The organism is Paraclostridium sp. (assembly GCF_051656405.1).
GTDB lineage: Bacteria > Bacillota > Clostridia > Peptostreptococcales > Peptostreptococcaceae > Paraclostridium.
Genome location: NZ_JBOGBV010000068.1, coordinates 1 through 26,347, shown reverse-complemented (window position 1 = coordinate 26,347; position 26,347 = coordinate 1). Strand labels below are relative to the sequence as shown.

28 protein-coding genes are annotated in these 26,347 nt (G+C 26.2%); 22 read left to right on the top strand and 6 right to left on the bottom strand.

Annotated features, from left to right (window positions below; translation table 11 throughout):
* Positions 1-413 precede the first annotated feature (413 nt).
* From ACRDDE_RS10260 to ACRDDE_RS10220, 9 genes are all read left to right on the top strand, one after another.
* Positions 414-1,532 (top strand): replication initiation protein, encoded by a 1,119-nt coding sequence (locus ACRDDE_RS10260; RefSeq protein ID WP_438627136.1) that lies wholly within the window; start codon positions 414-416, stop codon positions 1,530-1,532.
* 217 nt (positions 1,533-1,749) lie between these two features.
* Complete coding sequence (locus ACRDDE_RS10255; protein ID WP_438627135.1) at positions 1,750-2,691, top strand: hypothetical protein; 942 nt, start codon at positions 1,750-1,752, stop codon at positions 2,689-2,691.
* On the top strand, positions 2,675-2,965 hold the full coding sequence (locus ACRDDE_RS10250; protein ID WP_438627134.1) for a hypothetical protein: 291 nt from the start codon (positions 2,675-2,677) through the stop codon (positions 2,963-2,965). The genes ACRDDE_RS10255 and ACRDDE_RS10250 overlap by 17 nt, the downstream gene beginning before the upstream one ends.
* A gap of 77 nt (positions 2,966-3,042) precedes the next feature.
* The gene (locus tag ACRDDE_RS10245; RefSeq protein WP_438627133.1) at positions 3,043-3,654 is read left to right on the top strand and encodes a hypothetical protein; all 612 of its coding nucleotides are present in this window, start codon (positions 3,043-3,045) and stop codon (positions 3,652-3,654) included.
* A gap of 670 nt (positions 3,655-4,324) precedes the next feature.
* Positions 4,325-4,765: a JAB domain-containing protein gene (locus ACRDDE_RS10240; protein ID WP_438627132.1), complete on the top strand. Its 441-nt coding sequence runs from the start codon at positions 4,325-4,327 to the stop codon at positions 4,763-4,765.
* A gap of 76 nt (positions 4,766-4,841) precedes the next feature.
* The gene (locus ACRDDE_RS10235) at positions 4,842-5,159 is read left to right on the top strand and encodes a hypothetical protein (protein ID WP_438627131.1); all 318 of its coding nucleotides are present in this window, start codon (positions 4,842-4,844) and stop codon (positions 5,157-5,159) included.
* 914 nt (positions 5,160-6,073) lie between these two features.
* Positions 6,074-6,505 carry a DUF7659 family protein gene (locus ACRDDE_RS10230; RefSeq protein WP_438627130.1) on the top strand — a complete coding sequence of 144 codons (432 nt, stop codon included), beginning with the start codon at positions 6,074-6,076 and terminating at the stop codon, positions 6,503-6,505.
* 139 nt (positions 6,506-6,644) lie between these two features.
* Positions 6,645-6,833, top strand: a complete 189-nt coding sequence (locus tag ACRDDE_RS10225) for a hypothetical protein (RefSeq protein ID WP_438627129.1) — start codon at positions 6,645-6,647, stop codon at positions 6,831-6,833.
* A gap of 147 nt (positions 6,834-6,980) precedes the next feature.
* Positions 6,981-7,322 carry a hypothetical protein gene (locus ACRDDE_RS10220; RefSeq protein WP_438627128.1) on the top strand — a complete coding sequence of 114 codons (342 nt, stop codon included), beginning with the start codon at positions 6,981-6,983 and terminating at the stop codon, positions 7,320-7,322.
* A gap of 163 nt (positions 7,323-7,485) precedes the next feature.
* Here ACRDDE_RS10220 and ACRDDE_RS10215 read toward each other — a convergent pair whose 3' ends face one another.
* Complete coding sequence (locus ACRDDE_RS10215) at positions 7,486-8,043, bottom strand: hypothetical protein (protein ID WP_438627127.1); 558 nt, start codon at positions 8,041-8,043, stop codon at positions 7,486-7,488.
* A gap of 794 nt (positions 8,044-8,837) precedes the next feature.
* Here ACRDDE_RS10215 and ACRDDE_RS10210 point away from each other — a divergent pair.
* The gene (locus ACRDDE_RS10210) at positions 8,838-9,116 is read left to right on the top strand and encodes a hypothetical protein (RefSeq protein WP_438627126.1); all 279 of its coding nucleotides are present in this window, start codon (positions 8,838-8,840) and stop codon (positions 9,114-9,116) included.
* 372 nt (positions 9,117-9,488) lie between these two features.
* Here ACRDDE_RS10210 and ACRDDE_RS10205 read toward each other — a convergent pair whose 3' ends face one another.
* A complete protein-coding gene (locus tag ACRDDE_RS10205; protein ID WP_438627125.1) occupies positions 9,489-10,097 on the bottom strand; it encodes a recombinase family protein in 609 nt (202 codons plus the stop codon).
* Positions 10,098-10,799: 702 nt separating this feature from the next.
* On the bottom strand, positions 10,800-11,486 hold the full coding sequence (locus ACRDDE_RS10200; protein ID WP_224171002.1) for a Crp/Fnr family transcriptional regulator: 687 nt from the start codon (positions 11,484-11,486) through the stop codon (positions 10,800-10,802).
* Between the two features lie 102 nt (positions 11,487-11,588).
* Between ACRDDE_RS10200 and ACRDDE_RS10195 the strand changes: the two genes are divergently transcribed.
* From ACRDDE_RS10195 to ACRDDE_RS10170, 6 genes are read left to right on the top strand one after another with little or no spacing between them, the layout of a single operon-like run.
* Positions 11,589-15,437 (top strand): acyl-CoA dehydratase activase, encoded by a 3,849-nt coding sequence (locus ACRDDE_RS10195; RefSeq protein ID WP_316030297.1) that lies wholly within the window; start codon positions 11,589-11,591, stop codon positions 15,435-15,437.
* 51 nt (positions 15,438-15,488) lie between these two features.
* Entirely contained in the window at positions 15,489-16,475 is a 987-nt protein-coding gene (locus ACRDDE_RS10190) for an ABC transporter substrate-binding protein (RefSeq protein WP_224170999.1), read from the top strand.
* Positions 16,476-16,521: 46 nt separating this feature from the next.
* Positions 16,522-17,226, top strand: a complete 705-nt coding sequence (locus ACRDDE_RS10185; RefSeq protein WP_226883348.1) for an ABC transporter permease subunit — start codon at positions 16,522-16,524, stop codon at positions 17,224-17,226.
* Positions 17,198-17,890 carry an ABC transporter ATP-binding protein gene (locus ACRDDE_RS10180; protein ID WP_224170997.1) on the top strand — a complete coding sequence of 231 codons (693 nt, stop codon included), beginning with the start codon at positions 17,198-17,200 and terminating at the stop codon, positions 17,888-17,890. Before ACRDDE_RS10185 ends, ACRDDE_RS10180 begins: the two co-directional genes overlap by 29 nt.
* A gap of 43 nt (positions 17,891-17,933) precedes the next feature.
* On the top strand, positions 17,934-18,272 hold the full coding sequence (locus tag ACRDDE_RS10175; protein WP_224170996.1) for a cupin domain-containing protein: 339 nt from the start codon (positions 17,934-17,936) through the stop codon (positions 18,270-18,272).
* Positions 18,273-18,275: 3 nt separating this feature from the next.
* The gene (locus ACRDDE_RS10170) at positions 18,276-18,611 is read left to right on the top strand and encodes a cupin (RefSeq protein WP_224170995.1); all 336 of its coding nucleotides are present in this window, start codon (positions 18,276-18,278) and stop codon (positions 18,609-18,611) included.
* Between the two features lie 118 nt (positions 18,612-18,729).
* Here the strand turns inward: ACRDDE_RS10170 and ACRDDE_RS10165 are convergent, their stop codons facing one another.
* From ACRDDE_RS10165 to hcp (ACRDDE_RS10155), 3 genes are all read right to left on the bottom strand, one after another.
* The gene (locus ACRDDE_RS10165) at positions 18,730-19,152 is read right to left on the bottom strand and encodes a hemerythrin domain-containing protein (protein WP_224170994.1); all 423 of its coding nucleotides are present in this window, start codon (positions 19,150-19,152) and stop codon (positions 18,730-18,732) included.
* 79 nt (positions 19,153-19,231) lie between these two features.
* Positions 19,232-19,420, bottom strand: a complete 189-nt coding sequence (locus ACRDDE_RS10160) for a ferredoxin (RefSeq protein ID WP_224170993.1) — start codon at positions 19,418-19,420, stop codon at positions 19,232-19,234.
* Positions 19,421-19,714: 294 nt separating this feature from the next.
* On the bottom strand, positions 19,715-21,373 hold the full coding sequence (hcp, locus tag ACRDDE_RS10155; RefSeq protein WP_224170992.1) for a hydroxylamine reductase: 1,659 nt from the start codon (positions 21,371-21,373) through the stop codon (positions 19,715-19,717).
* Positions 21,374-21,703: 330 nt separating this feature from the next.
* Between hcp (ACRDDE_RS10155) and ACRDDE_RS10150 the strand changes: the two genes are divergently transcribed.
* From ACRDDE_RS10150 to ACRDDE_RS10125, 6 genes are all read left to right on the top strand, one after another.
* The gene (locus ACRDDE_RS10150; protein ID WP_224170991.1) at positions 21,704-22,342 is read left to right on the top strand and encodes a hypothetical protein; all 639 of its coding nucleotides are present in this window, start codon (positions 21,704-21,706) and stop codon (positions 22,340-22,342) included.
* A 25-nt stretch (positions 22,343-22,367) separates the two neighbouring features.
* Positions 22,368-22,916 (top strand): hemerythrin domain-containing protein, encoded by a 549-nt coding sequence (locus ACRDDE_RS10145; RefSeq protein ID WP_224170990.1) that lies wholly within the window; start codon positions 22,368-22,370, stop codon positions 22,914-22,916.
* Between the two features lie 69 nt (positions 22,917-22,985).
* Positions 22,986-23,426, top strand: coding sequence for a Fe-S cluster assembly scaffold protein NifU (gene nifU, locus ACRDDE_RS10140; RefSeq protein ID WP_224170989.1), 441 nt, complete (start codon positions 22,986-22,988; stop codon positions 23,424-23,426).
* A 31-nt stretch (positions 23,427-23,457) separates the two neighbouring features.
* Positions 23,458-23,640 (top strand): DUF1858 domain-containing protein, encoded by a 183-nt coding sequence (locus ACRDDE_RS10135; protein ID WP_224170988.1) that lies wholly within the window; start codon positions 23,458-23,460, stop codon positions 23,638-23,640.
* 126 nt (positions 23,641-23,766) lie between these two features.
* The gene (gene hcp / locus ACRDDE_RS10130) at positions 23,767-25,491 is read left to right on the top strand and encodes a hydroxylamine reductase (protein WP_224170987.1); all 1,725 of its coding nucleotides are present in this window, start codon (positions 23,767-23,769) and stop codon (positions 25,489-25,491) included.
* Between the two features lie 522 nt (positions 25,492-26,013).
* Positions 26,014-26,347, top strand: a 334-nt coding sequence (locus ACRDDE_RS10125; protein ID WP_438627124.1) for a recombinase family protein, incomplete at its 3' end; no start/stop codon positions are given.

Sequence of the window (26,347 nt, the reverse complement as noted above, 5' to 3'; positions counted from 1 at the left end):
GTTAATAGGATTTTTGTTTTATTTTGAATATAAAAGTAAAGGATAGTAAAGAATAATAGATTAAACTCTTTACTAGTCTTTACTAGTATTTAAATAGTATTTAATAGTATTTAAAGTATTTAGACAGGCTATACATGTTGAAATTACTAGCATACAGAGGTTAAAGGTACCCAAAATGATACGCAAAGGTACCCAGATTGATACTCAAAGGTACCCAAAATGATACGCAAAGGTACCCAGATTGATACTCAAAGGTACCCAAAATGATACGCAAAGGTACCCAGATTGATACGCAAAAAGGTATAAAAATAAAATAAATTGGTTGCCTTTTGTGATTTTGTCTGCTAAAATTTACTTATTCAATGTAAAGGTATAAAGGATTTTAAAGTGAGGTACCTTAAAAGGAGTATATAATGAGTAAAAAAGAAATTTTATTACAACCGAATAACTTAATAAAAAGTAAGTACGATTTTACAAATATAGAGAATAAATTGTTTTATAAAATACTATATAATGCACAAAAGCAGTCTAACAATAAGCCTATATATCATGCGGTAATAAAAACAGAAGAATTTAAAGAATTTATAAGACATAGAAACGATTGTACCGAGGAAAATATAAGAGCTATGTTGAATTTATTTCAACAAAGTATACTTGAATTTGATTACATAAATGATGATGGACATTTAAAAACTTTTGGTAGTGGATTAATAAATACATATGATTTTAACCATGCAACTAACTCATATGAAATAACAATGCATGAAATATTATATAAGCATATAACAGATTTTATATCAATGCAAGGTAGGGGATACACAGCATTAAATATGTCGTTACTATTTACTTTTAAAGGAGCGTACACTCAAAGATTTTACACTTTAATGAGATTATGGAGCAGAGAAGGTAAAGAGGTTGAAATAAAACACTCTTTAGAGGAACTAAGAAATCTTTTAAAATTAAAACCCGATGTATATCCACAGTACAAGGCTTTTAAACAAAAAGTTATAAAAAGGGCATTAGACGAAATTAATGAAAAAGGCAATATGCAAGTTGAGATTAAAGAAGAAATAAGAAAAGGTAGAAAAGTAGACACTATAGTATTTGGAGTTATAGATCATGAGCCTAGAAGATATTTTGAAAAGCAAGTAATTAAGGAAGAATTGGAATGTAAAACAGAAGAAAATAGAGAATTAGAAGTTGTTAACAAGGATAATAACATAGATATTAAAGAAAAAGAGATTATTAAGAGTGAAAAGAAAGATTTTTATATACCTGATGAAACTGTATTTACAATTGGGACTTTAAGAGCTTTTAAAAATGATTTTTCAAATTATGATTTTCATGTTAAACGTTACTTGAATGCATTTGAAGATGCTGTGATGATAACGCTAGAAAGAGATGAAATAGAGCAAATAAAAGCTAGTTCCTATAAATTTTTTAAGGGAACATTAAATAATAAAATTATAGAATACGATAAAGAATATGAAGAAGAAATGAAACACCAAAGAGAACTCGATATGTTTTGGTAAAATAAATATTTAAATTAAAAAGAGAAATGAATTTAATTAATATGTTTTAATAATTAACTTCATTTCTCTTTTTTAATTTAATAAATCTAATAAATTTAATAAATCTAATAAATCTATTAGATTAAAACTTGCATTTTATTGTTATTTGTACTATAATTATAGTATAGACTTAATAAATTTAATAAAATTAATAAATTTAAAATAACGGAGGTAAGAAATGGCTAATTTAGGAATAGATTTTGGAGCAGTAAATTGTAAATCTAATATAACAGGAGTTGTAATACCAAGTAAAACTGTTAAGGTACAATCAACACTAGTTGGAGATAATGAAATAGTAACAATAAATGGAGATTCTAGGGCAATCGGAATAGGTTCTTATGAAAGAGATAAAGACTTAAAATTCAAGCAAAATCATTTTGAACATTTATTTTTTTCAACTATAGTACATTCTACAGATGATATTGAAAATAATATAATATTAGGACTACCTGTAGACCAATATAAAAAACACAAAAAAGAATATAAAGATTTTATAAAAACAATAAGCAACAAAGAATTTAATATAAAGTTAAAAGGAAAAGATGAAGAGCAACGTCGTGTAGTCATAAATAATGTTGATATATTCCCCGAAGGATTAGGAGTTTTATATTCTTTAACAGAAGAACAATTAAAAGAGTTAGAGGGACACGATATCTTAATTATGGATATTGGAGGATCAACAACAGACTGGGTATTACTAAGAGGAACTGGTTTAGACAGAGATATAATTAATCATGATTCTGTACCTGTTGGTATGCATCATTTATACAATCTAGTAAGAGGGTCAATAAAAAGAGAAACAGAAGATAGAATATCACAAGAAACAGCAGAGGAAATAGTAGAAGGTAGACAAAAACATAGTGTATATGGAAAAGAAACTGATTTAAGTTTTATAACTGATGATAAAGTGACTACACTTACAGAAATTATAGGAGATATAAAGCAAGAAATCGGAAGAGAATTTAAATCTGCTAAAATGGTAGTTTGTGGTGGAGGTGCAAAGCACTTTTATGACTTATGTAAAGTAGTTCAACCAAATGCCATAAAAGTAGATAAAATTAATGCTAATGCTATAGGTTATGGAAAGGTATGTGATATAAAATATGGCACAAACAAATAGTTGGGGTAGAAAAATAAAAGATGTTATAAGTGTTACATTTAAAAGAGACGAAGAAGATTTAAAAGCTTTTTTAAATGAACAACCAAATCCAGCAGATTATTTAAAGATGCTAATTGCTAAAGATATGAAAAATATTACGTTTTCAATACCACCACAAGGAACAGTTAATGAAGTTAAAGTTGAGGTTAAAGAGGAATCTAATGAGAAACCTAAACTTGAATTAAGTGAAAGTTCTAAGAAAAAGTTAATGGCTCTTATGGATGATGATAAGTAGATATAAGCTTAAGTATTACTTTTGTAATACTTAAGTAATTCAAGTGTGATACTATTTAGTTATAGGAGGTTGTTCTCATGACTAAGGATGAATTTTTAAAGCTAGATAAGAGTGATATGATTACATATTTAAATGACAAATTAAATGAAGGTCAAACAGTAATCAGAATAAGAGAAGATTTAGGTATTGGAGAAAAAAAGCTACAAAAGGTTATAAAGGAAATAGGTTATAAGTATAATCAAAAAGTAAGACAATATGTAGTAGATAACAATAGTATTACTAAAGTTATACTTAAAAATGAAACTGCTAGTGATGAAATTAAAATTGATTTAATAACTGATATCCAAGAGCAAGATAATACTTTAGTAATACCTAATAATTTTGAACAACAATGGACTGAATTAATTAAGTTTAAAAATAGTATGATGTATATAGAAGATGATATAAAAGAGGTTATAAGGGCTTACAAGCAAGGGTATTACAAAGGTAATACTGATGTAATAGAAGTAATACAGCAAGAGGGAATAACTATAAGAGAGTTTCAAGATGACATTAAAGCAACTACTATAAAACTACATAATGAATCCTTAGATGCTTGGAATAAGTTTTGTGATAAGTATAAGCAGTATAGTAAGCAAGACCTTCTTAGTATGGCATTGGAAGAATACATAAATAAGTATGATAAATAGTATGAGCTTAAAACTTTTAAAAAGGAGCATACAAATGAAAATAATTTATAATGAAGATGAAGAAAAAATATTAGTAGATAATACAGATGAAGATTCAGGTGAGTATGAAATTTCAAAAAAAACTAAATCAGAAGAATAATTAAAAGTTATTAATAAATCAGAAGTTAAGTATTATTTTAATAAAGATGAAGTTTTGCTAAAGCAACCAGGCTTTACGCTCCAATAATAAACATATAAGCACTAATAAAATTAATTAATTTATCTGTTTTCGTACCTCAACCAACTAAATTAATATTTTATTGTACTTATATATATATTATTTCCTCTACAATCCTTAACTCAAAAAACAAAAACAAAAGGAACCAAAGAGGAAAGCAAATATAAAAAGATGGGCTATGATCCAAGCGAGTTGGAAGCATGGCCCATCTTTTTATATTTGCTATTTAAAATTAGTTTCTTGCCCCCAATAGCATACCTCTTACTCCCTTACTTTATCAATTCCGTTCCAAAATTATTTTTACTGCTGCAAAACAAGTTTAACTGCAGTAAAAATAATTTTTTCACTTTATTGACAAAGCACTCGCAAAAGGATGCTTTATGGCATCAAGAAACATCATGAGGGAGGGGGCAACCGACCTCTGAAAGTTAAATTTATTGGAGGTTTTTAATTATGGAAAATATAGATATAGTAAGAATAAAAATGGTTAAAGATAAGGAAACTGAAAAAAAATATAAAATTAAAATAACTAATCCTTGGGACTGTTATAAAGTTTTAAGAGATTTATTGGAATATGAAGATAGGGAACATTTTTTAGCATTAACACTTAATACTAAAAATGAAATAAATAGTATAATAACAGTTTCAATTGGAACATTGAATAGTGCAATGGTTCATCCGAGAGAGGTTTTTAAAAGTGCTATTTTGAGTAATGCTAGTAAAATTATAATAGCACATAATCATCCATCAGGGCATATAGAACCATCACAAGAGGATAAGAACATAACTAATAGGCTTATACAATGTGGCGAGATTTTAGGAATTGGAGTTTTAGACCATATAATAATTGGGGATGGGTATTATTACAGTTTTAAAGAAAATAATATAATTTAATTTGCTAGCACATAAAAATATATCAGGGTATTACTTAAGTAATACCCTAATTAATAAATATAAGGGTGGAATAAAAATGTTAAAACCTATGAATATAGATTATATAAAAAATACTCAATTTAAAAGTCGTACAAGAGAAGAAACAGAAGAATATAACCACTATCAATTAAAAGGATTTGAACTATATAAGATTTGTAATTTTAATAAAGAGGTAAAAAGAAATATTAATAAATATATAGAGGAATACACAAAATTTTTCCTACATAAAAACGATAAATCCATAATGACTGTTTCACCTATGAAAAATAGTTATCCAAGCGGGTATTATGAACATTGTAAAAGTTATAAAATATTAGTGGATTACAATAACAAATGTTTATTACTAACAAAATAATATAATAAGGAAAATTAAATTCAACTTTTAAAGGATTGAATATAAATATAAATATAAATATAAATATAGTACAATATTGATTACACTGTAAGTTTAAACAAAATATACTTTGGAATTAGTCGGTAGAGGTATCGACTAATTTTTTTATAATTGAATTAAGAATTAGATGATACCATAGTATTACAATTGTAATACTATGGTTAAAATAAAAAGAGATAGTAAATGCTATGATCCAAACGAGTTGGAATAGCATTTACTATCTTTTTTTATTTATATTATTTTCTTTTATAATATCTCTAAATAAGAAGAATTTGTTTTACCTGATTGAGCATTTTTAAAAATTAAACTTTTATAAATCCAATTAGATTTTTATTTTTTGATTTTATAAATCTACGATATATTTTATTATTTATCTAAGATTAAAAACTTATTGGGCAACTATATCCTTCACCCTAAAATAACGCTTAGAGAGGTCTATTAATTGTATTAACTGTAGGCGTTTCATCTACCGAGCAACCACCTACAGTTAAACAATTAATGTCCTCTCGTTGCTATTTTGGGTACCCGAAGGGTTGCAAAAGATAAAAGCTAAAGACATTAAAAACATATCAGAAAGGAAAGCAAATATAAAAATATAGGCTATGGTCCAAAGCAAGTTTGGAACAAGGCCCATATTTTTAATTTGCTATTAAAAGTCAGTTTCTTGCCCCCAATAGCATATCTCTTACTCCCTTACTTTATCAATTCCACTCCATAAATTTTTTTATGATGCATAAACAAGTGATGCAGCATAAAAAAATTTATTCCATTTTATTGACAAAGCACTCGTAAAAGAATGCTTTATGGCAACAAGAAACATTCGAGGTGGGGCAACCTGAACTCGGAAGTTAAATAAATTTCAGGAGGGTTTTAATATGAATAAGTACAGAAAATTAAAAGAAAAACAAGGAAAGGAAATAAATGAGTTTCCAATGATATTTGCATTTAGTAAGAAGCAATTCGCAGAAGGTATGACAAAATTAGGATTGAAAGAAAATGAAACTAATAAGATTTTATCAATTGGAGCTGGTGGATATATAAGAAAATCAGATGAAAAAGCATTAGATGATATGCTTGCTAGACATAAGGAAGAGTTTAAAAAGGCTATAAATGAAGATTTAACAGGCGAAGGCTTTATATATAATATGTTTAATTATGAATTAGTAAACCACGAATACTGTATAACTTGGGAATTAGACGAAACACTTGATACTTTAGGTCTTACAATTGAAGAAATTAATGATAATGAGAACTTATTACATGGACTTAAAAAAGCTATAGAGGAACAGAGGGAATGTGCATGGTAAGCATTAAAAAAGTGCTATAGAAGGCAATCTACAGCACACAATATAGGAGTATATGAATACTACCCATAACTTAAGTATGAGTATACTCCTAAAAAATAAAAAATACAAGTTAAACATAAAAATTTAGGAGGTTTCAATCATGAAAAAAATAATACTATATGTTGCGAATAATGGAAAATATGAAGTAAATGAAATAAATGATTTAGGAGAAGGAAATAAATTATTTAATAAAAAAATGATAGAAGGGAATTTTACATACTTAGAGTTAGGAATAGATAAAATTGATATAGATGGAGAATATAAAGTAGTTAGAAAGCTATATAAATAATAAAAAATTAGAAGGGGTAAACCCCTTCTAATATAAAATATGTACTTTAAACTATGAATTTAAAATATAAATTGCAATTAAAAATGAAAAATTAGCCGTATTAATAGTGTATGTATAAGCTAATTTTTCTATGGGGGATATTAAAATATGAATAGATTTAATAGGAAAAAAAATAAAATACTAAATTTTGAATTAACACTTATATCAAGTATCATTACTTTATTGGAATTAGGTCTAACTTTAGTATTTAAAAGTGATGTAGCTATAAATTTGTTTTTAATACAAATTTCAGGGTTTATAAGCTGTATTATTTTTATTGATGAATTAAAAAAATATAATATTTTAAAACAATTAGAAAATGAGGAAGAGCTTGAAGGAAGATTATATTATAGTGGATTATTAAAAAGTGAATGTAAGAAAGATCTAAGTATAGAAATATTGATAGTAATTTTAATATTGATAATGTTTTTTATAGTTCCAATAATTTAGAAAAATAAATTAAAAACTCATAAAAATTTATATCTATTCTTGCTGGGTCATAAAATGTTATAAATAATACATTTTATAAAAAAATATATATAGAATTAATTTTTATTAAAGTATAAATAAAAAAGAACAGTTAAACTATTAAAAACTGTTCTTTTGCTATAAATTAAATTAAATCTTTATAAAATTCTTTGTTTAAATAGACAACTTTATATGAAGAAGTATCCTCACAAAACTGAATAGTAATAAGTCTCTCATGATGCTTTGAAAAAACAAGATGCTTCTTTGGTGTTTTCCAACTTGTTGTAAAATATGCAAATTGCTTAGTTCTTTCATAAAATTCATCATTTAAAAGATTTTTCATAATTAATAATATTTCTTGTAATTCAAGGTATCTCTCTTTATCTATCTCTTTTATTTTGTTCTTAATTTTAGATGAAACTATTAGATGTTTTGGTTTATCATATTTTGTTAACTCAAAAGTATTTGTATCATCAAATCCCATAATCATTGCAGACAATTCATTTCTTGAAACAATCTCAGCTAATTCATGTTTATTTTGAGTTAAAAAAGTATAATAATAAATTCCTCTAATATCATCAGCTAAATACTTATAAGTATAAGTATTTTCTAGTATATCTTGTCTCATAGAATCACTTAAACTTTTACAAATAAATAATGGTAGAATTTGATTGATTCCTATTTCATTTATATTTCTTTCCAATTTATTTTTCCCCTTTTCTTTTATGGTTAGATTTTCTATTTAAGTATATAGTAAATTACATATTTTTACAATTATGATCTATTTATAATCCTCATGCTCTTTTTTATTTTATATACATTCTTCAAAGTCCTTCTTTGCCAACTATAGAGCATCTTCTTTAATAGTCTAAATTCTTTAACATTAGTTTTAAAAACTGGTGTATTGAAATGATTAATAGTTTTGACTTTCTTAGTTGTATTAGAATTTTTTTTGTAAAAAATTATATAAATTGTAAAATAAAGGTATTAATCAACTTGAATATATACTACATATAGTATAAAATTAATTATGTGCTTACTACATATAGTATGAAAAATGCTTATATGAACAACATAAAATTTAGTCAATCAATATGTATTAAATTACAGATTGGAGAGTTTTATGAACACCAAAGTTTACAACGCTTGTTCTTTATTGATACAAGTATTAACTTTAGTTGTAGCAATCATAGTTGCTATAACTAAATAATTAGAGTCTGCTTAATTGTAGTTCTCTTGTACTTCTCCTTTACTATAGGGAAAACAAATATTAATCTTTTTTAGGTTGCTATTTGTTTTCTCTATAGTAAGCCCAATAACAGTTGGGTTAATTAAACTATAAAGGAGAAAAGTATTATGAGTAATAAAACATATAATGTTTGTAGCTTAATTATACAAGCATTAATATTAGTTACAGCTATGATAGCTTTAGCTAATTAAGATAAGCTGCTTTTATAGCAGCTTTTTCTATATAACTATGGAATAGGATGGGGATTTATGAAGAGAGCAATTTTAGAAATTTTAGACAATGAAAGTTTAAGCAACAGAACTAAAGAGTATATGCTTTTCAATTATGTTAAATCTAATGTGAAAAATCCATACTGCTTAATGAGTGAAGGAGCACAGGTTGACCAATATTTACTTATTAGAGAAGTTGGAGCATTACAAGCTACTCAAGATAAAAAAAGTATTAAAGTAATTTTAAATCTAGGTGCTTCAAGATACTATAATATATTTGAAACTGAGTTTAGAGAAAATATTGAGAAAGTTTTATAGTCAAGACATAATATGATGGAGTTCCAAATTATTTAATTTTTAGTTTAGATTATAATTTAAGGATTATACTCTTATACTTAAGAGATCTTTAAATTCATCAAGACTAATGCTTGATTTTGTTGAAATATACTTTAATCGGTTTCGGATCGTAATTTCTTTTTTCAACTCAATAATTGTTTTAAATAAAACACCAGCTCCATAAGCTATTAATTAGGGGGATAAGTAAGGTAATTTTTACCTTACTTATTTTATAAGTATTTGTTTTTATAAGTTTTTTTGAATCTACCTTTCTAAATAAAAAAGCTAGGTAAACTAGCTTTTTTTATTTAAGAGGTTAATAAATTAATTTTTTAAAGCTTATGATTTATTTAATTAAGAATTTGTATATTTTAAAGAATTAATATTTTTATATTCTTTCAATAATTTATAATATGTAGTTTTTTTAAGTCCTAATATCTCCATAGCTCTTACATTACTTATAGCTTTTTTATTAACTAACTCTATAACACTATCCCACTCTTTAGGATATGATACTGTACGTCTACCAAAGCGTACTCCCTTTTTTAAAGCTAGTTCTATTCCTTCCCTTTGCCTTTTCTCTCTTTTCTCAATTTCATCTTGAGCCATCATTGTATAGAGTTCAATAATTATATTATTTATAGTTTCTAGCATTAAATTATCGTCTGTATCTAATTGAGTAGTTGGTAGGTTTAATGCTACTAATCTAATTTGATTGTCTTTAAAATATTGAATCTCTTTTAATGTTAATCTTTTATTACGACCTAGCCTATCAAACTCATGAACGACTAAAGTGTCACCTGATCTAATAGCATCTTTTAATTTTATATACTCAGGTCTATTAAAGTTTTTGCCTGTTGCTTTATCGCAATATATTTTTTCGCAACCATATTTTTTTAAACTTTCTATTTGTCTATCTAAATTTTGTTCATTTGTGGAAACTCTACAATATCCTATTAACATATTTTTAAAACCTTTCTATTTTATAGCATAATTATAACATAAAGGTTCGCAAAACTATGCACTTATTTACGAACTAAATTATTAATTTTTTTGGAGGTTTTTTATTGAATTTACATATTTTTGATATATATAATATATAGTTCGTTATTTACTAGTTTTTGAGAGTGTAATGACTATTAACAGTATAAGTATTTTTACATGTTATTACATAGCTACATTTTTCTTAATGGATTATTTATTAAGATTTATATCAGTTAAAATGAAATATTTAAGTGGCAATTAGTATTAGGTGTTTTCAAACTAAAGATGGATGGATTAACCTCCATATTTTGAGCAACTTACAAAGTCATTGGAGACATGAAAGTATTGAAAATTTGTAAATTTAATTGTATCATTATGTCTTAAATAAAATTTCATATTTTTAACAAAATACTAATAAAAAGAGCTCTATAATCTATTTTTAGATATTGAGCTCTTTTTTACTTCAATTAGATTAGCAAGATAAATAACAATAAGAGTAACATCACGAAAATGTGGACTTATAAGGTTAATGGTTTTTTACAAGTATAGGATTGTCTACTGTATAAAGTCTAGTACAATAGGATAAATAAGTAAGTTCAAATTATTAATTGAACAATATTTTGAAAACTAGAAATTGAAAAAAGTAGTAGAATATATTATAAATCCACCTTAATAAAAAACTTATTCCAATAAAACTGAATTTAATCTATCAAAATCTAAAATCTTAATTATAGAAGTATCAGAAATAGTGATAATTGAATCACTACATAATGAATCTAGTTCGCGATATAGAGATGCTCTAGATATATTTAAATTATCCGACCAAACTTTCTTTGAAAAAGGTAATTTTACAAAATCATTATTCTTGCAAACATTAAAATCTCGTATAAGAGAATGTGCAATTTTTTGTCTTACTGAAGTGAAGGATAAAGATTCTACTTTTGAATTTAAATAATATGCCTTACTAGATATTAAATATAAAAAGTTGTTTAGAACTATATTATCAAGTGTAATAAGTTTAAATAATTCTTCTCTAGTAAATAAAATAACTTTACACTCAGTTTTAGCTATAACATTGCAAGGGTATTCGTTTGCATTTGAAAATACTGCAACTTCTCCAAAAATCTCACCAGATAATTTATTAAATAAAACTATAAGCTTTCCGCAAGGTAAAATTTTTTCGACTGTTAATTCACCAGATAAAACTAAACCAATAGAATTAGTCAAGGTAAATACATCAAAAACTGTCTCGTTTTTTTTTAACTTAATGATTTTATAATTTATAGAATTAATTAAGTTTTCTAGTTCTTCATTAGATTTATTTTCAAAAAGGGATGATTTTTTTAAATCTTTTATTAAATTTCTCATAAAACCTCCATAAGTGTCTCATGTGAGACTGATTTATTACTGACATTATACTATAATCAATATCAATGGTAAACGATAATTAATTTCAATAAGAGGTGAAATATGAATAAATTAGGGATAGATATAGGATATTCGACATTTAAATATATTTATACAAATAGCGAAGATGAAGTAATTGAAAAAGGATATAACTTTCACAAAGGAAATATAGAAAAATACTACAATGAATTAATAAATAAAATTAAATCAGATACTAATGAAGAATTAATATTGGGTATAACAGGAAGTTTAGCATCTAGGATTGATATAAGTAAAAATTATTATATTAATAATAGTATTGCATTGGTAGAAGGATCTATTTATAAAAATAAAGATATTAAATCTATTATAGAATTGGGTGCACAGGAAACAAAGTTTATAACTAATATTGATAGTACTAATAATTCTAATATTAAATTTTTTATGAATAGTAGCTGTGCATCAGGGACAGGTTCTTTTTTAGAGGAACAAGCATCTAGATTATCTGTAGATATAAAAAATATATCATCATATATAGAAAAGGCTACTAAAATACCTCGAATAGCAGGAAGGTGTAGTGTATTTTCAAAAACAGATATGATTCATCACCAGCAAGATGGAACTAAGATAGAAGATATATTATTAGGGTTGTGCTATGCCCTTGTTAGAAACTATAAGGCAAATGTTATCCAAAAAAATAGTGTAACAACTCCTGTAATTTTAACAGGGGGAGTTATAAATAATATTGGTGTTTTAAGGGCTTTAAAAGAAGTTTTGAGCATTGAAGACAAAGATATTATAATAGATGAAAATTTTGAATATATATCATGTTTTGGGGCATGTAAAGCTGCTACTAAAAAGAATTTAACTATAAAATATGATACGTTATCTAAAAGTAAAAAAATAAAATGCATGAATAAATCCAAATCTATATATAAGAAATTAGATAAATTTGGACAAAAAGATAGTTTAAACAAGCATAAATGTACAGGCAAAGATTCTAAAGAAGGATACTTAGGTATTGATATAGGATCGACTAGTACAAATCTCGTTGTAGTAAATGATGAAAATGAAGTAATTGATTATATATACACAAAAACTATGGGTAAACCTAAAGAAGTTGTGGAAAGTTCTATAGAAATATTAAAAGAAAGGTTAGGAGCGAATTTTAAAATTAAAGGAATAGGAACAACAGGTTCTGCAAGAGAGTATATAGCAAAATTAGTAAATGCAGATGTAGTGGTCAATGAAATTACAGCTCAAGCAAAAGGTTCAGTAATAGCAAATGACAATATAGATACAATATTTGAAATAGGTGGTCAGGACTCTAAGTATATAAGTATAGATAATGCAGTTATAAAAGATTTTGAGATGAATAAAATTTGTGCAGCAGGAACGGGAGCTTTTATAGAAGAGCAAATAAAAAAGCTTGGAATAGAATTATCCGATTTTGGAGATTTAGCATTACAAGGAGATGACCCAAGTAATTTAGGTGATAGGTGTACAGTATTTATTGAAGGCAATATAGGCAAGGCAATAGCTGAAGGTGAAAGTGTAGAAAATATATCTGCAGGGCTTGCTTATTCTATAGTAAAAAATTACTTAAATAGAGTAGTTGGTAATAAAAAGATAGGTGAAACAATATTTTTACAAGGTGGGATAGCTTACAACCAAGCTGTTGTTAATGCTTTTAGAAGTATATTGAACAAAGAAATAATAGTTCCAAACTTTTTTAGTGTAACAGGAGCATTAGGAGTAGCTGTTTTAACGAAAGAAGAGAGTAAAAGAAAAATAGTAGAATTAAAAAAAGATAATACTAATGATTATTTAGAAAAGGAAGATAAAAAACAGTTTTTAGATGGATATGATAAAAATTTAGATCCTAATAAAAAAACGGTTGGAATACCAAGGGTACTATTTATAAATAAGATGTTTCCTTTATTTAATGCTATATTTAGAAATCTAGGATACAATGTTATTCTCTCAGATATAAGTAATGAAGAGATAATAAGATTAAGTCAAGAACATTCATTTGAAGAAACATGCTTACCTGTAAAATTAATAAATGGGCATGTAGCGTCATTATTAGAAAAAAATGTTGACTATATTTTCTTACCTCATTTACACACTATGAAACATGCAGGTTCTACTGTTAGAGAAGACTATTCCTGCGTTTATATGCAAACTTCACCAAAGATAATAGACAATGTCTTTAATTTAAAAGAAAGAAATGTTGAATTAATATGTCCAACTATATCTTTTAATTTTGGCAAGGAATATATGATTAAAACCTTATTATCTATAGGGGCGCAATTAGGTAAAAATAAACTTGAAACTACTAAGGCAGTAATGCTTGGAATGAAGAAATTTATTGATTATGAAAAACACTTAGAAAATTTAGGGTCAGAAGTATTAAAAAATATTGATGAAGATGAAAAAGTATTTGTAATTCTAAGTAGAGTATATAATATAGTGGATCCAATTTTAAATATGGGAATAGAGAAAAAGTTAAAACAGCTTGGATATAAAGTACTTTATTTATCTCATCTTGAAGCAGGAGAAATAAAAATAAAGAAAGAGTACGAAAATATGTACTGGCCTTTTGGTCAACATACTTTAACAGGTGTAGAAATAATAAAAGCCAATAAAAATTTATATCCTATATATATTACAAATCATGGATGTGGGCCCGATACTATACTTAGTCATTATTTTAAAAAAGAAATAGGAGATAAGCCATATCTTCATATAGAGGTAGATGAGCATTCATCTAAAGTTGGGGTTATAACTAGGGTAGAGGCTTTTGTTCACTCTTTAAATAATAATGTTTCTAGAAATGAAAACAAAGAAGAAATTATCATAGAAAATAAAGTTAATAATGAAGTATTAATCCCTAATGTGTATCCATATAGTAATATATTTAAAGTTTTCTTAGAAAAACAAGGCAAAAATGTAACTATATTAGATGAAGTAAATGAAAAATCTATTGAATATGGCAAACAATTTTCAATGAGCAAAGAGTATTTTTCTCTTACATCATTAATAGCAGAGGTAATTAATAAAGTAAAAGATAGTGATAAAGAATATACTCTATATTTACCAACTAATGAGGGTAGTGAGACTTTTGGACAATATGGAAAGCTTATAAGAGATAAAGCTTTAGAAATAGATAAAAATCTTAATCTAGATTCACCTTTTATAGAGGATTTACTAGGAGATAAATTATTTGGATTAGAATTCTTTAAAGCTATAATTATTGGAGATTTACTTACCCTACTTGATGATAATGAGAGTCAATTATACTTAAACAAATTAATAAATTATTTAGAAATAAATGATTTATCTAATGTGAATTTTGAGAATTTAGCTAAACAAATAAAATTAAATATTAAAAAAGATAACAATAAGAAAAAGTTATTAATTATAGGAGAGCCACTAGTTGTCTATAAAGACTACCTTACTAATAATAAATTAGAAAAATTAAAGGAAAATAATACAATTATAAAGCAACCTTTATCAGAAGTTTTATATGTATTATGGAAAGATTTTAGTACCAAAAAAAATAAAAGAAATAAGAAATATATAAATTTATTAAAAGAAGGTAAGTCATTATTTGAAATTATTAATTCAATATTAGAAAGTGAATCTCCATTTAATAAAGATATAGATTTTATGCTAGAAAAACTAGAAGACAAATTACCTCTGTATCAAGGTGGAGCAGGAAGATATAGACTAGGTAAATTACTTACTGTAAATAATGTTGATGGAGTGATTTTGGTAAGTTCTATGTATGAAAATACAGCTACAATCTTAAAAATAATTAGAGATAAATATAAGAGTTGTATAAATGTACCTATTCTAGATTTATATTTTGATAGTAATATGAATAAAAATAATGATGAATTAATAGAAACTTTTACAGCTTATTTATAAAAATATAGATAGTAAATATGTTTAATTAAATATTTTATTGGAGGATAAAAAATGAAAAAGAAATTTTTAACAATATGCTTATGCATACTTAGTTTGGTAGTAGTAGGTTGTAGTAGCAAATCAACGCCAGTTGAGAAGACTGAAACTAAAAAAACAAGCATAAATTTAGGAGTACCAAAGGCACCACCAACATTACCTATACTACAAATGATAGAAACGGGTGTAATGGGTGATAATGTAGAACTAAATTTAGATTATTGGAATTCTCCAGAACAATTGATAGCAATGACCCAAGATAATAAACATGATATGTTTGCACTTCCACTTACAGTAGGAGCTAAACTTCATAATAAAGGTATAGATATAAAGTTAACTAATGTAAACACTTGGGGAGTTGTATACTTTATAACTACAGATAAAAATATAAAAGAGTGGTCAGATTTAAAAGGTAAAACAATATATGTACCATTAAAGTCATCTCCAGCAGATATATTTGCTCAATACTTTTTAGAAAAAAATGGAGTAAAAGTAGGTAAAGATGTAGAGATAAAATATAGCACTCCAAGTGAGATAACACAACTTTTAAAAGCAGGAAAAATTGAACATGGAGTAAGCTTAGAACCGCAAGTAACTAATGCTTTAGCTGGAAATAAAAATGCAAGAATAGCTTTTAGCTATGATACAGAGTGGAAGAAATTAATGGGAGAAGAAAAAAACTTCCCTAATGCGGGAATAGGAGCTACAACTACATTTATAAAAGAAAATGAAGAGGTTATGAAAAAATTTGAAAAAGAATATGAAAAGGCATTAAATTATTTAATTGAAAATCCAGAGGTAGCTGGAGAATTAGGAGAAAAACATTTTGGATTGAATAAAGAAATAGTTATAAAATCTATGCCTAGATTAGGATTAATGTACAAAGATGGAAAAGATTCTAAAGAGAGTTTAGACAGTTTCTACAAACTATTATTTGAATTTGATCCAAGCACAATTGGAGGTAATGTTCCAGGTGAAGAATTCTATTATAGTACAAAATAAATATAGATTAATATCCATAATATTTATTTTGATATTATGGGAGTTTATGTCAAATATATATTCTCCAATAATTGTTCCTAGCATAAATGAAGTATTAAGAGCATTAGTTGATATATTTACGACAAAAGAAATTTTAGTAAATATATTTATAACAGCTAAGAGATTGATTATAGCTTTAGCTATATCAATTTCTCTTGGAAGTGCTTTAGGAATAATTATAGGTTGCAATAAAAAAATAGAACTATTGCTAACACCTATAATTGGATTTATGCAATCAGTACCTCCAATATCGTGGCTAGTTTTAGCAATAATTTGGTTTGGACTTGATGGTAAGGCGAGTATATTTATAGCAGTAATATCTACACTTCCATTAGTAATAATCAATTTAGTGGAAAGTATAAAAAATATAGATCATCAACTAGTAGAAATGGGAGAAATATATTGTTTTTCTAAGACTAAGATGTTAAAAAAAATAATAATACCTTCAATAATTCCTTATTTTCAAGGAGCTTTACAAGTAGTAATAGGTCTTGGATGGAAGATAATAGTTATGGGAGAGGTGTTAAGTTGTAATAATGGAATTGGTGGAGAACTTACGAACTCAAGAGTAAATATAGAAACAGAATATGTATTTGCTTGGACGATAATAATAGTAATATTATTTTATATAACTAATAATGTTATCTATTATATGTTTAATAAAAAGGTAAAAGGTGATAGATATGCTTTTAAAGATAGAAAATTTAACTAAGAGCTTTGATAAACTTAAAGTCATAGAAAATTTAAATTTAAATATCGAAAAAAATGAAATAGTGGCTATTATAGGGCCATCAGGATGTGGAAAATCCACACTTTTAAATATAATTTCAGGAATAGTAAAAAAGTACGAAGGACAAATTCATACATCAAAACCTACTATAGGATATGTATTTCAAGAAGATAGATTATTACCTTGGATGAATGTTCTTGAAAATGTAAAAATAGTAAATGATAATTCAAAAGAAGTACATGCTTTAAGAATAATAGAAGAAGTAGGATTAAAGAACTTTGAAAAGTCATATCCAGACACTTTAAGCGGTGGAATGAGACAAAGATGCGCAATAGCTAGAGGCTTTAACTATGATTGTGATTTACTATTAATGGATGAACCCTTTAAATCCTTAGATTATAACTTAAGAATAGAAATGCTAAATACTTTAATAAAATTATGGAATAAAAGTAAAAAATCAATTTTATTTATAACACATGAAATTGATGAAGCAATAACTGTTGCTAATAGGATTATAGTATTAAAAAAAAGACCAACTGGAGTTGCTAAGGAAATAATATTGGATAAAGAAAGTATTGGTAATAGAGATATAAATTCTGATGAATTTGTCAAATATAAAAAAGAGATAATAAATTTATTAAATTAAATTTAATTATTATAAATAACAAACAGGATAAGGAGAAAATAAAATGCAAGAATTAATAAGAAATATAGAAAAATCAAAATCAATAGACTTCGATAGTTTAGTAAGTTGTAAAGAAGGACAAATAGAAACTGTAACTATGGCTCAGAAAAAGGGAGTAGGAATAACGGTACTAGCGTTTGGAAAAGGAGAAGGAGTGGGTCCTCATGCAGCTAAAGGAGATGCTTTAATATATATTCATCAAGGTGTTGCTAGTGTAAAAATAGGAGAAGAAACAATCGAAGCAAAAAAAGGACAATTAGTAGTGATGCCAGCTAATATACCACACCAAGTAACTGCAAAGGAAGACATGAAGATGCTTTTAGTCGTTGTTAAGGAGGATTAAACTATGAAGTTTTTAAGAAATATAAAACCCTTTGAAGCTATTTCCATGACTGATATTATAAGTCATACAGGAAATACAATAGCAAGTAAAGCATTAATAGATAATGATAATATAGAAATAAGATTTTTTTCTTTTGCTAGTGGAGAAGATATAGATAAAGAATATTATGAAATGGAAACGTTGTTTGTAATGATAGAAGGGAGTGTTAAGATTTTATACAATGAGGATGATGAAGTTGTAATAAATAAAGGTGATATAGTTGCATTAGAAGCTAATACAGATTATGGAGTAAAAGCTTTAACTAATGCTAAATTATTTAATGTATTGGTAAAAGTATAATATTAATAGAAATATTAAAATTATATATAGCTATTTATGGTGGGAAGATCCATTTAGTTATTAAGCAATACTCTCATAAAAGGCTAATTATTAAATACAAAAAAGGATACACATCTAATTATAGGTGCGTATCTTTTTTTGTATTTAATAATATGTATAAATTTTTATCTTCTTTATTAAGTCTATTAGAAATAGCATCAATTATTTTAGAATATTCTAAGTTAAATTCATTTATGTTGTTTAAAATTTTATTTTTAGTATTAAATTTCAATTTAAAATCATTGAATGTTTTAGATATGTGTCCCATTTCTGTAATGAAAATTTTTGCAATTTTTCTTACCTCTGGGTTATCAGAATTTAAAAGTAATGAATATAAATATTTATCCTCTGATTGTAAATGAATATTTATTTTTCCTGCTAATAAATTAATGTTTAATGCAATCTTGTCAGCATTAGACTCTATATTATACCTAAGATGTTTCATATCAGATAATAATTTATAAAGTTCTTTGTGTTGTCTTGTTAAATTTTGATGGATCATTTCTTTCTCCTTAAATTGTTTTATTAAATAAATAAAACAATGATTATATTTTGGTTAATCATTGTTTTTATTTTTAGTATTAATCAATACTTATAGCTGAAACTGGACAGCTTTCTTTAGCGTCTTGAGCTGAGTCTAACGTATCCGCAGTAATATCTTCAGTTATAGGAACAGATTTTCCTTCATCGTCTATACTAAATACATCTGGGCAAATACCTTCGCATGCGCCACATCCTATACAAGTATCTCTGTCTACAAAAGCTTTCATTTATCGTTTTCTCCTTAGTAAAAATCTTTTAATTTTATTTCAATAAATATAATTATGTATGGTTTATTGATATGTATATAATACATTTTCTCCCAGTTAATTTCTGTAACGAAGGTTACGTATATAACTATTTAACATATTTTGAAAATATATTTTAATGAAAAATAACTACATAAATATGTAGTTATTTTTCATTTTGAACTAATATTTATCTCTTAGTTATTAATTTATTAATGTTTACTAGGTTTAAATTTTTACTATTTATATCTAACATAGTAATTATTCCTAAGTTATTTATTTTATAGGTACTTCTAGACAAGATGCTAAATCTTTTTCTGGTGTACTTATAGGTTTTATATCAAATGTATCAACTAAATATTGAAGTACATTTGGGCTTAAAAATGCTGGTAATGTAGGTCCAAGATATATTCCTTTTATTCCTAATGATAAAAGTGCTAATAAATCAGCAACTGCTTTTTGTTCATACCATGATAATATTATAGAAAGTGGTAAGCTATTTACATTTGTATCAAAAGCATCTGCTAAAGCTAAAGCTATTCTTACAGCTGAATAAGCATCATTACATTGACCTACGTCTAAAAGTCTTGGAAGCCCAGCCACTTCTCCAAACTCTAGTTTATTAAATCTATATTTACCACAAGCTAGAGTAAGTATTATACAATCTTTTGGAACTTGTTCAGCAAATTTTGTATAATAATTTCTTCCAGATCTTGCACCATCACATCCTCCTATTAAGAAGAAATGTCTTAATTTACCAGACTTAACTGCATCTATTATAGCAGGAGCATTACTTAGTGTAGCATTGTGACCAAATCCAACTAAGATTTCTTTAGGTTCTTGGTCTTCTTTAAATCCTCCAAGTTCTAAAGATTTATCTATTATTTCACTGAAATCTTTTTCACCATTTTCAGTTTTTCCTATATATTTTACTCCATCCCATCCAACTACACTAGTTGTAAATATTCTGTCTTTGTATGAATCTCTAGGTTTCATAAGACAGTTTGTAGTCATTAGTATACATCCTGGAATATTATCAAATTCTTTTTGTTGATCTTGCCAAGCACCTCCAAAGTTTCCTGCTAAATGAGGATACTTATTAAGCTCTGGATATCCATGACAAGGAATCATTTCACCATGAGTGTATATATTTATTCCTTTTCCTTCCGTTTGTTTTAAAAGCATTTCTAAATCTTTTAAGTCATGTCCAGAAACTATTATAAATGGACCTTTTTTAATATGAATATTTACTTTATGTGGAGCTGGGTTTTTGTAAATAGTAGTGTTTGCCTCGTCTAGCTTTTGCATAACAGCAACACTCATGTCACCTGTTTTTAAAGTCCATGTTATTAAATCTTCTGTTGTTAATTTATCGTCACAAGTTGCAGCTAATGCTCTAAAATAAAACTCATCAACTTGATTGTTATAATATCCTAGTTCTCTAGCTTGATGACCATATGCAGCAATTCCTTTTAACCCATATATTATAGTTTGTCTTAAAGAACGTATATCTGGATCTAAGTTCTGATCATACATTATACCTGCACGTTTAGCATCTTCTAACATTTGATTTCTAGTAGCACTTAAATTATATGTAGCTTGCTCAAAACAACTTGCACAAGTTGATACTTTGCTTCTTAAGGCTTGTTTTATTTCTTGAGATTGATTTAACATTTTTTCATGAACATCACCATCAAAGTTAACATTTGTAAGTGTTGTAAATAAAGAATTTTCAACAAAGCTAACTATATCTTTATCTATATTTTCACCTTTTTTTATCAACTTATTAGCATAACAGCTTATTCCTTTGATTTGGTATATAAGCAAATCTTGAAGAGCTGCTATTTCTGGAGTTTTACCACAAACCCCTATCTTAGTACAACCTTTCCCACCTGCTGTTTGTTCACATTGATAACAAAACATTGGATAATCCATATAAATCACTCCTTTTTCATTAGTCAATAATATGATTGCCAATAGAGTTGAAAAATAACATGATTTTATAAATAAATTAATATTTTAAAGTTATAGTCAGTAAATTTTTATTTATGGCATATTATTATATAAATTATATAGTTATAAATACAGTGTCAAAAATTAAGTTTTTATTATTTATTTATAAAATTGTAACGTATGGTACATAAAATTTAAAAATATTGTTATATACTTGAGATATGGTAATCATTGATACTGATGCAATGAATTTAAGTTAAATAATACTTTTAAAAGGGTATATAAAATACACATTAAAAAGGAGAAATAAAAATGAGTTTATTTTTAGGCAAAATACATTATTGGCTATTTAATAAAATTTTATGGTTTGAGAATTTAGAGGATGAAATTATTAAATTGGCAAAAGAAGAGTGCTTAGATATAGAAAATATAGAACATGAAATTAATTTAAAACATGGAGCTAAATTATCAAATAAAAATTTAGAAGAAATTATAGATACAAGCAATATACATGGTTGGTTACAAAATAAAATACATTCCTCTGAAGGAAGAATGGCATCATGGACATATTTTATACTATCAAGTGACAGAAATAAATTAACAAAGTTAGAAAAAATATATATTTATCAAGGTATTAAAGCTGCGAAGGAAGTGAAATCAAACCGCAGTATTTCAAGTGCTAAGGAATTATATAATAGCATAAATGATTATATATTAGATGGGATGCCTTGCGATAGTGTAAATGATATTATTACTTTAGAAGATGAACTTGTAAAATGGAAAAGAAGAATTTGTGTTCATAAAGTTATATGGGAAGAAAAAGGGCTAAATGTTAAAGTGTTCTATGATTTAAGGAATTTATGGATAAAAGCTTTTGTCAACGAAGTAAATAGTGATTTTGAATATATCGAAAAGAATGATGGAGAGTATTATATAAGCATAAAAAAGTAGAGCTTAATTTATAAGGAGAAATAATATGAATGCTATAGAAATAATGAATGAAGAACATAGATATATAACGCGTATGTTAAAAGTAGTTAGAAAAGTAAGTTTTAGGATCTTAAAAGGAGAAGATGTAAATTATGATGATTTTAATTCAATAATTGATTTTATATCAAATTATGCAGATAGACATCATCATAAAAAAGAAGAAGATATACTTTTTAATAAGATGATAGAACATATAGGTGAAATTGCAGAAAAGTTTGTAAAACAAGGAATGCTTGTGGAGCATGATTTTGGAAGGTTATATATGAGAGATTTGGAACAGGCTTTAGTTAGATTAAAGTCAGGAGATGAAGAGGCTAAACTAGATGTAATATCAAATGCTATATCATATACACACTTATTAGAAAGACACATCGACAAAGAAGATAGGGTTATATATAAATTTGCACAAAGAGAACTTAATGAAGAAGTCTTAAATTTAATAGACAAAGAATGTAGAGAATACGAAGCAAATAATTTACAAGAAAAAGACAGATGTATATCTGTTTTAGAAAAATTAGAACGTAAGTATATATAGATTAAAAAAACTTTCATAAAAATGATAATTTATGAAAGTTATAAAGATTAATTAAAAGGAGTAATTACAATGCAATATAGTGATAAAGTTATGGAACACTTTATGAATCCTAAAAATGTAGGAGAGATAGAGAATGCAAGTGGTATAGGTGAAGTTGGAAATGCAAAATGTGGAGATATTATGAGAATGTATCTTGATATAGAAGATGATATAATAAAGGATGTTAAATTCAAAACATTTGGATGTGGATCAGCAATAGCTAGCTCATCAATGGCGACAGAAATGATAAAAGGAAAAACTATACAGGAGGCATTAAAGTTAACTAATAAAGCAGTTGCACAAGCTCTTGACGGTCTTCCACCAGTAAAGATGCATTGTTCTGTATTGGCAGAGCAAGCAGTAAAATCTGCATTAATTGATTATTCTAAAAAAAATAATGTAAACATACCTGAATTAGAGGGCGTAGTTATAGATGATGATCATCATGATCATGAAATATTTGAAGATTAATTTAAATAAAAATAATAAGGAGATGAATTAAATGATAAACAAAGATTATACAATAGGAGAAATATTAAAAATAAAACAAGGTGCAGCAGAAGTTTTAATGGGATTTGGTATGGGATGCTTAGGATGTCCATCTGCAACAATGGAAACTTTAGAACAAGCATGCTTTGTACATGGTTTAAGTTTAGAAGAAGTTTTATCAAAATTAAATTCGTAACGAGCGTTACAGAACAACTAGATTATTTTATATATAATTTAGTTATATTGATTAAGCAATTATAAAAGATATTATTTTTTAACTTAAAAAGAGTAAATAAAATACACATTTAAAGGAGATATACAGATGGAAAATAAAATGTTTTGTTTCCAATGTCAAGAGACAGCAGGATGCACGGGATGTACAAAATTCGGAGTATGTGGTAAGTCACCAGATTTAGCTAGAATGCAAGATTTATTAATATATACAACAAAAGGATTATCAGAAGTTACAACAAGACTTAGAGCAGAAGGTAAAAAAGTGAGTGGAAAAGTTAATCATTTAATAACTATAAACTTATTTACTACAATAACAAATGCAAACTTTGATGATGCTGTATTTTATGAAAGAGTTAAAGAAACTTTAGCTACTAAAGAGTCTTTATTATCTAAATTAAGTAATAAAAAGAATTTATCAGAAGCAGCATTATGGAATGCAAGTTCAAATGTAGAAATGGATGCTAAAGTAAATATATTAAGTAAAATAAAAGATGCTGTACTTGGAAGCGGAAAAGAATCAGCTGATATAACTAAAGCATTAGATGAAAAGTCAACTAAGGTAGGGGTACTTGCAACTAAAGATGAAGATATAAGAAGTTTAAGAGAACTTATAATATATGGATTAAAAGGAATGTCTGCATATATAAAGCATGCTAATGCTTTAGGATATGACGATGAAGATGTAAATGCATTTATGCAATCTACATTAGCAAAAACTTTAGATGATAGTTTAACTATTGATGAATTAATAGCATTAACTTTAGAAACTGGTAAAGTTGGAGTTGATGGAATGGCGCTATTAGATAGTGCAAATACAGGAACTTACGGTCATCCAGAGATAACTAAAGTAAATATAGGTGTAAGAAATAATCCAGGGATACTTGTATCAGGACATGACTTAAAAGATTTAGAGCTATTATTAAAGCAAACAGAAGGAACAGGAGTTGACGTTTATACTCACTCAGAGATGTTACCAGCTCATTACTATCCAGCATTTAAAAAGTATTCTCACTTTGCAGGAAACTACGGAAATGCTTGGTGGAAGCAAAAAGAAGAGTTTGAAAGTTTCAATGGTCCAATATTAATGACTACAAACTGTATAGTACCTCCAAAAGATAGCTATAAAAATAGATTATACACTACTGGAGCAGCAGGATTTACTGGAGTTAGACATATAAAAGGAATAAGTGAAGATAATAAAGATTTCTCAGAAATAATAGAACAAGCTAAAAAATGTGATCCTCCAACAGAAATTGAAAGTGGAGAAATAATAGGTGGATTTGCACATAATCAAGTGTTTGCACTTGCAGATAAAGTTGTAGAAGCAGTAAAAACAGGAGCAATAAAGAAATTCTTCGTAATGGGAGGATGTGACGGAAGAGCAAAATCAAGAAACTATTATACTGATTTTGCAAAAGCCTTACCAAAAGATACTGTAATATTAACAGCAGGATGTGCAAAATATAAATATAATAAATTACCTTTAGGAGATATAAATGGAATACCTAGAGTATTAGATGCAGGTCAATGTAATGACTCTTATTCATTAGCTTTAATAGCATTAAAACTTAAAGAAGTATTTGAACTTCAAGATATAAATGAATTACCAATAGCATTTAACATAGCTTGGTATGAGCAAAAAGCTGTAATAGTATTATTATCACTATTATACTTAGGAGTTAAAAATATTCATTTAGGACCAACTCTACCAGCATTCTTATCTCCAAATGTTACTAAAGTTTTAATTGAAAACTTTGGAATTGGTGGAATAACTAACGTTGAAGATGATTTAAAAATGTTTTTAGAGCAATAAAATTATAAGATACTCTCCTATACATATTGTATGGGAGAGTATTTTTGTAATATATAAATTATTATATAATTTTAAAAACAGATATATATATGGATAAAATTAAACAAAATAGAGAATTTTTCAAGGTTGATTTTGAGATATTAAAATAAATAGACAAAAATGAATTGGATCTATATTTTTACAAAAGAATATGATAAAAACTATGAATTAGTAAAACTTCGATCTATAGATAAAAATATTTTAGTTAAGTAAAATATTTTTGATTTTTTAAAAGACATAATATGTATAAGAAAATTAGTCTATTTGAACTTTTATATTTGCTTTGAGCTACTCAAGGAATTTAAACTATAAAAGATACAAATAATACAAAATAAGTAAGCATGTCAAAAAGTCTACTTTTTGACATACTTACTTTTTTTGAGTTATTTTATTTCAAAAAATAAACAATTTTATATTTGCAACATTTCAAAACAATAGTATACTTATTGAAAGAGAAAATAACACTTGAAAGGATAAACCTGTATGAGAAAGTTTTTTTATGCAAGGATAAGTACAAAAGACCAAACTTTAGAAAGACAAATTGTAGAAGCAAAAAAATTAGGAATTGATGAAAGTTATATATTTTTAGAAGTTGCTAGTGGAAAAGATTTTAAAAGACCTGAGTATCAACTTTTAAAAAGGATGCTTAGAGAAGGGGATGTACTATACATAAAATCGTTAGACCGACTTGGAAGAAATAAACAAATGATATTAGATGAATGGAATGAATTAGTTAAAGTTAAAAAAGTAGATATAGTAATTTTAGATATGCCACTTTTAGATACTACTAAATACAAAGACATGAACGGATTAGAAA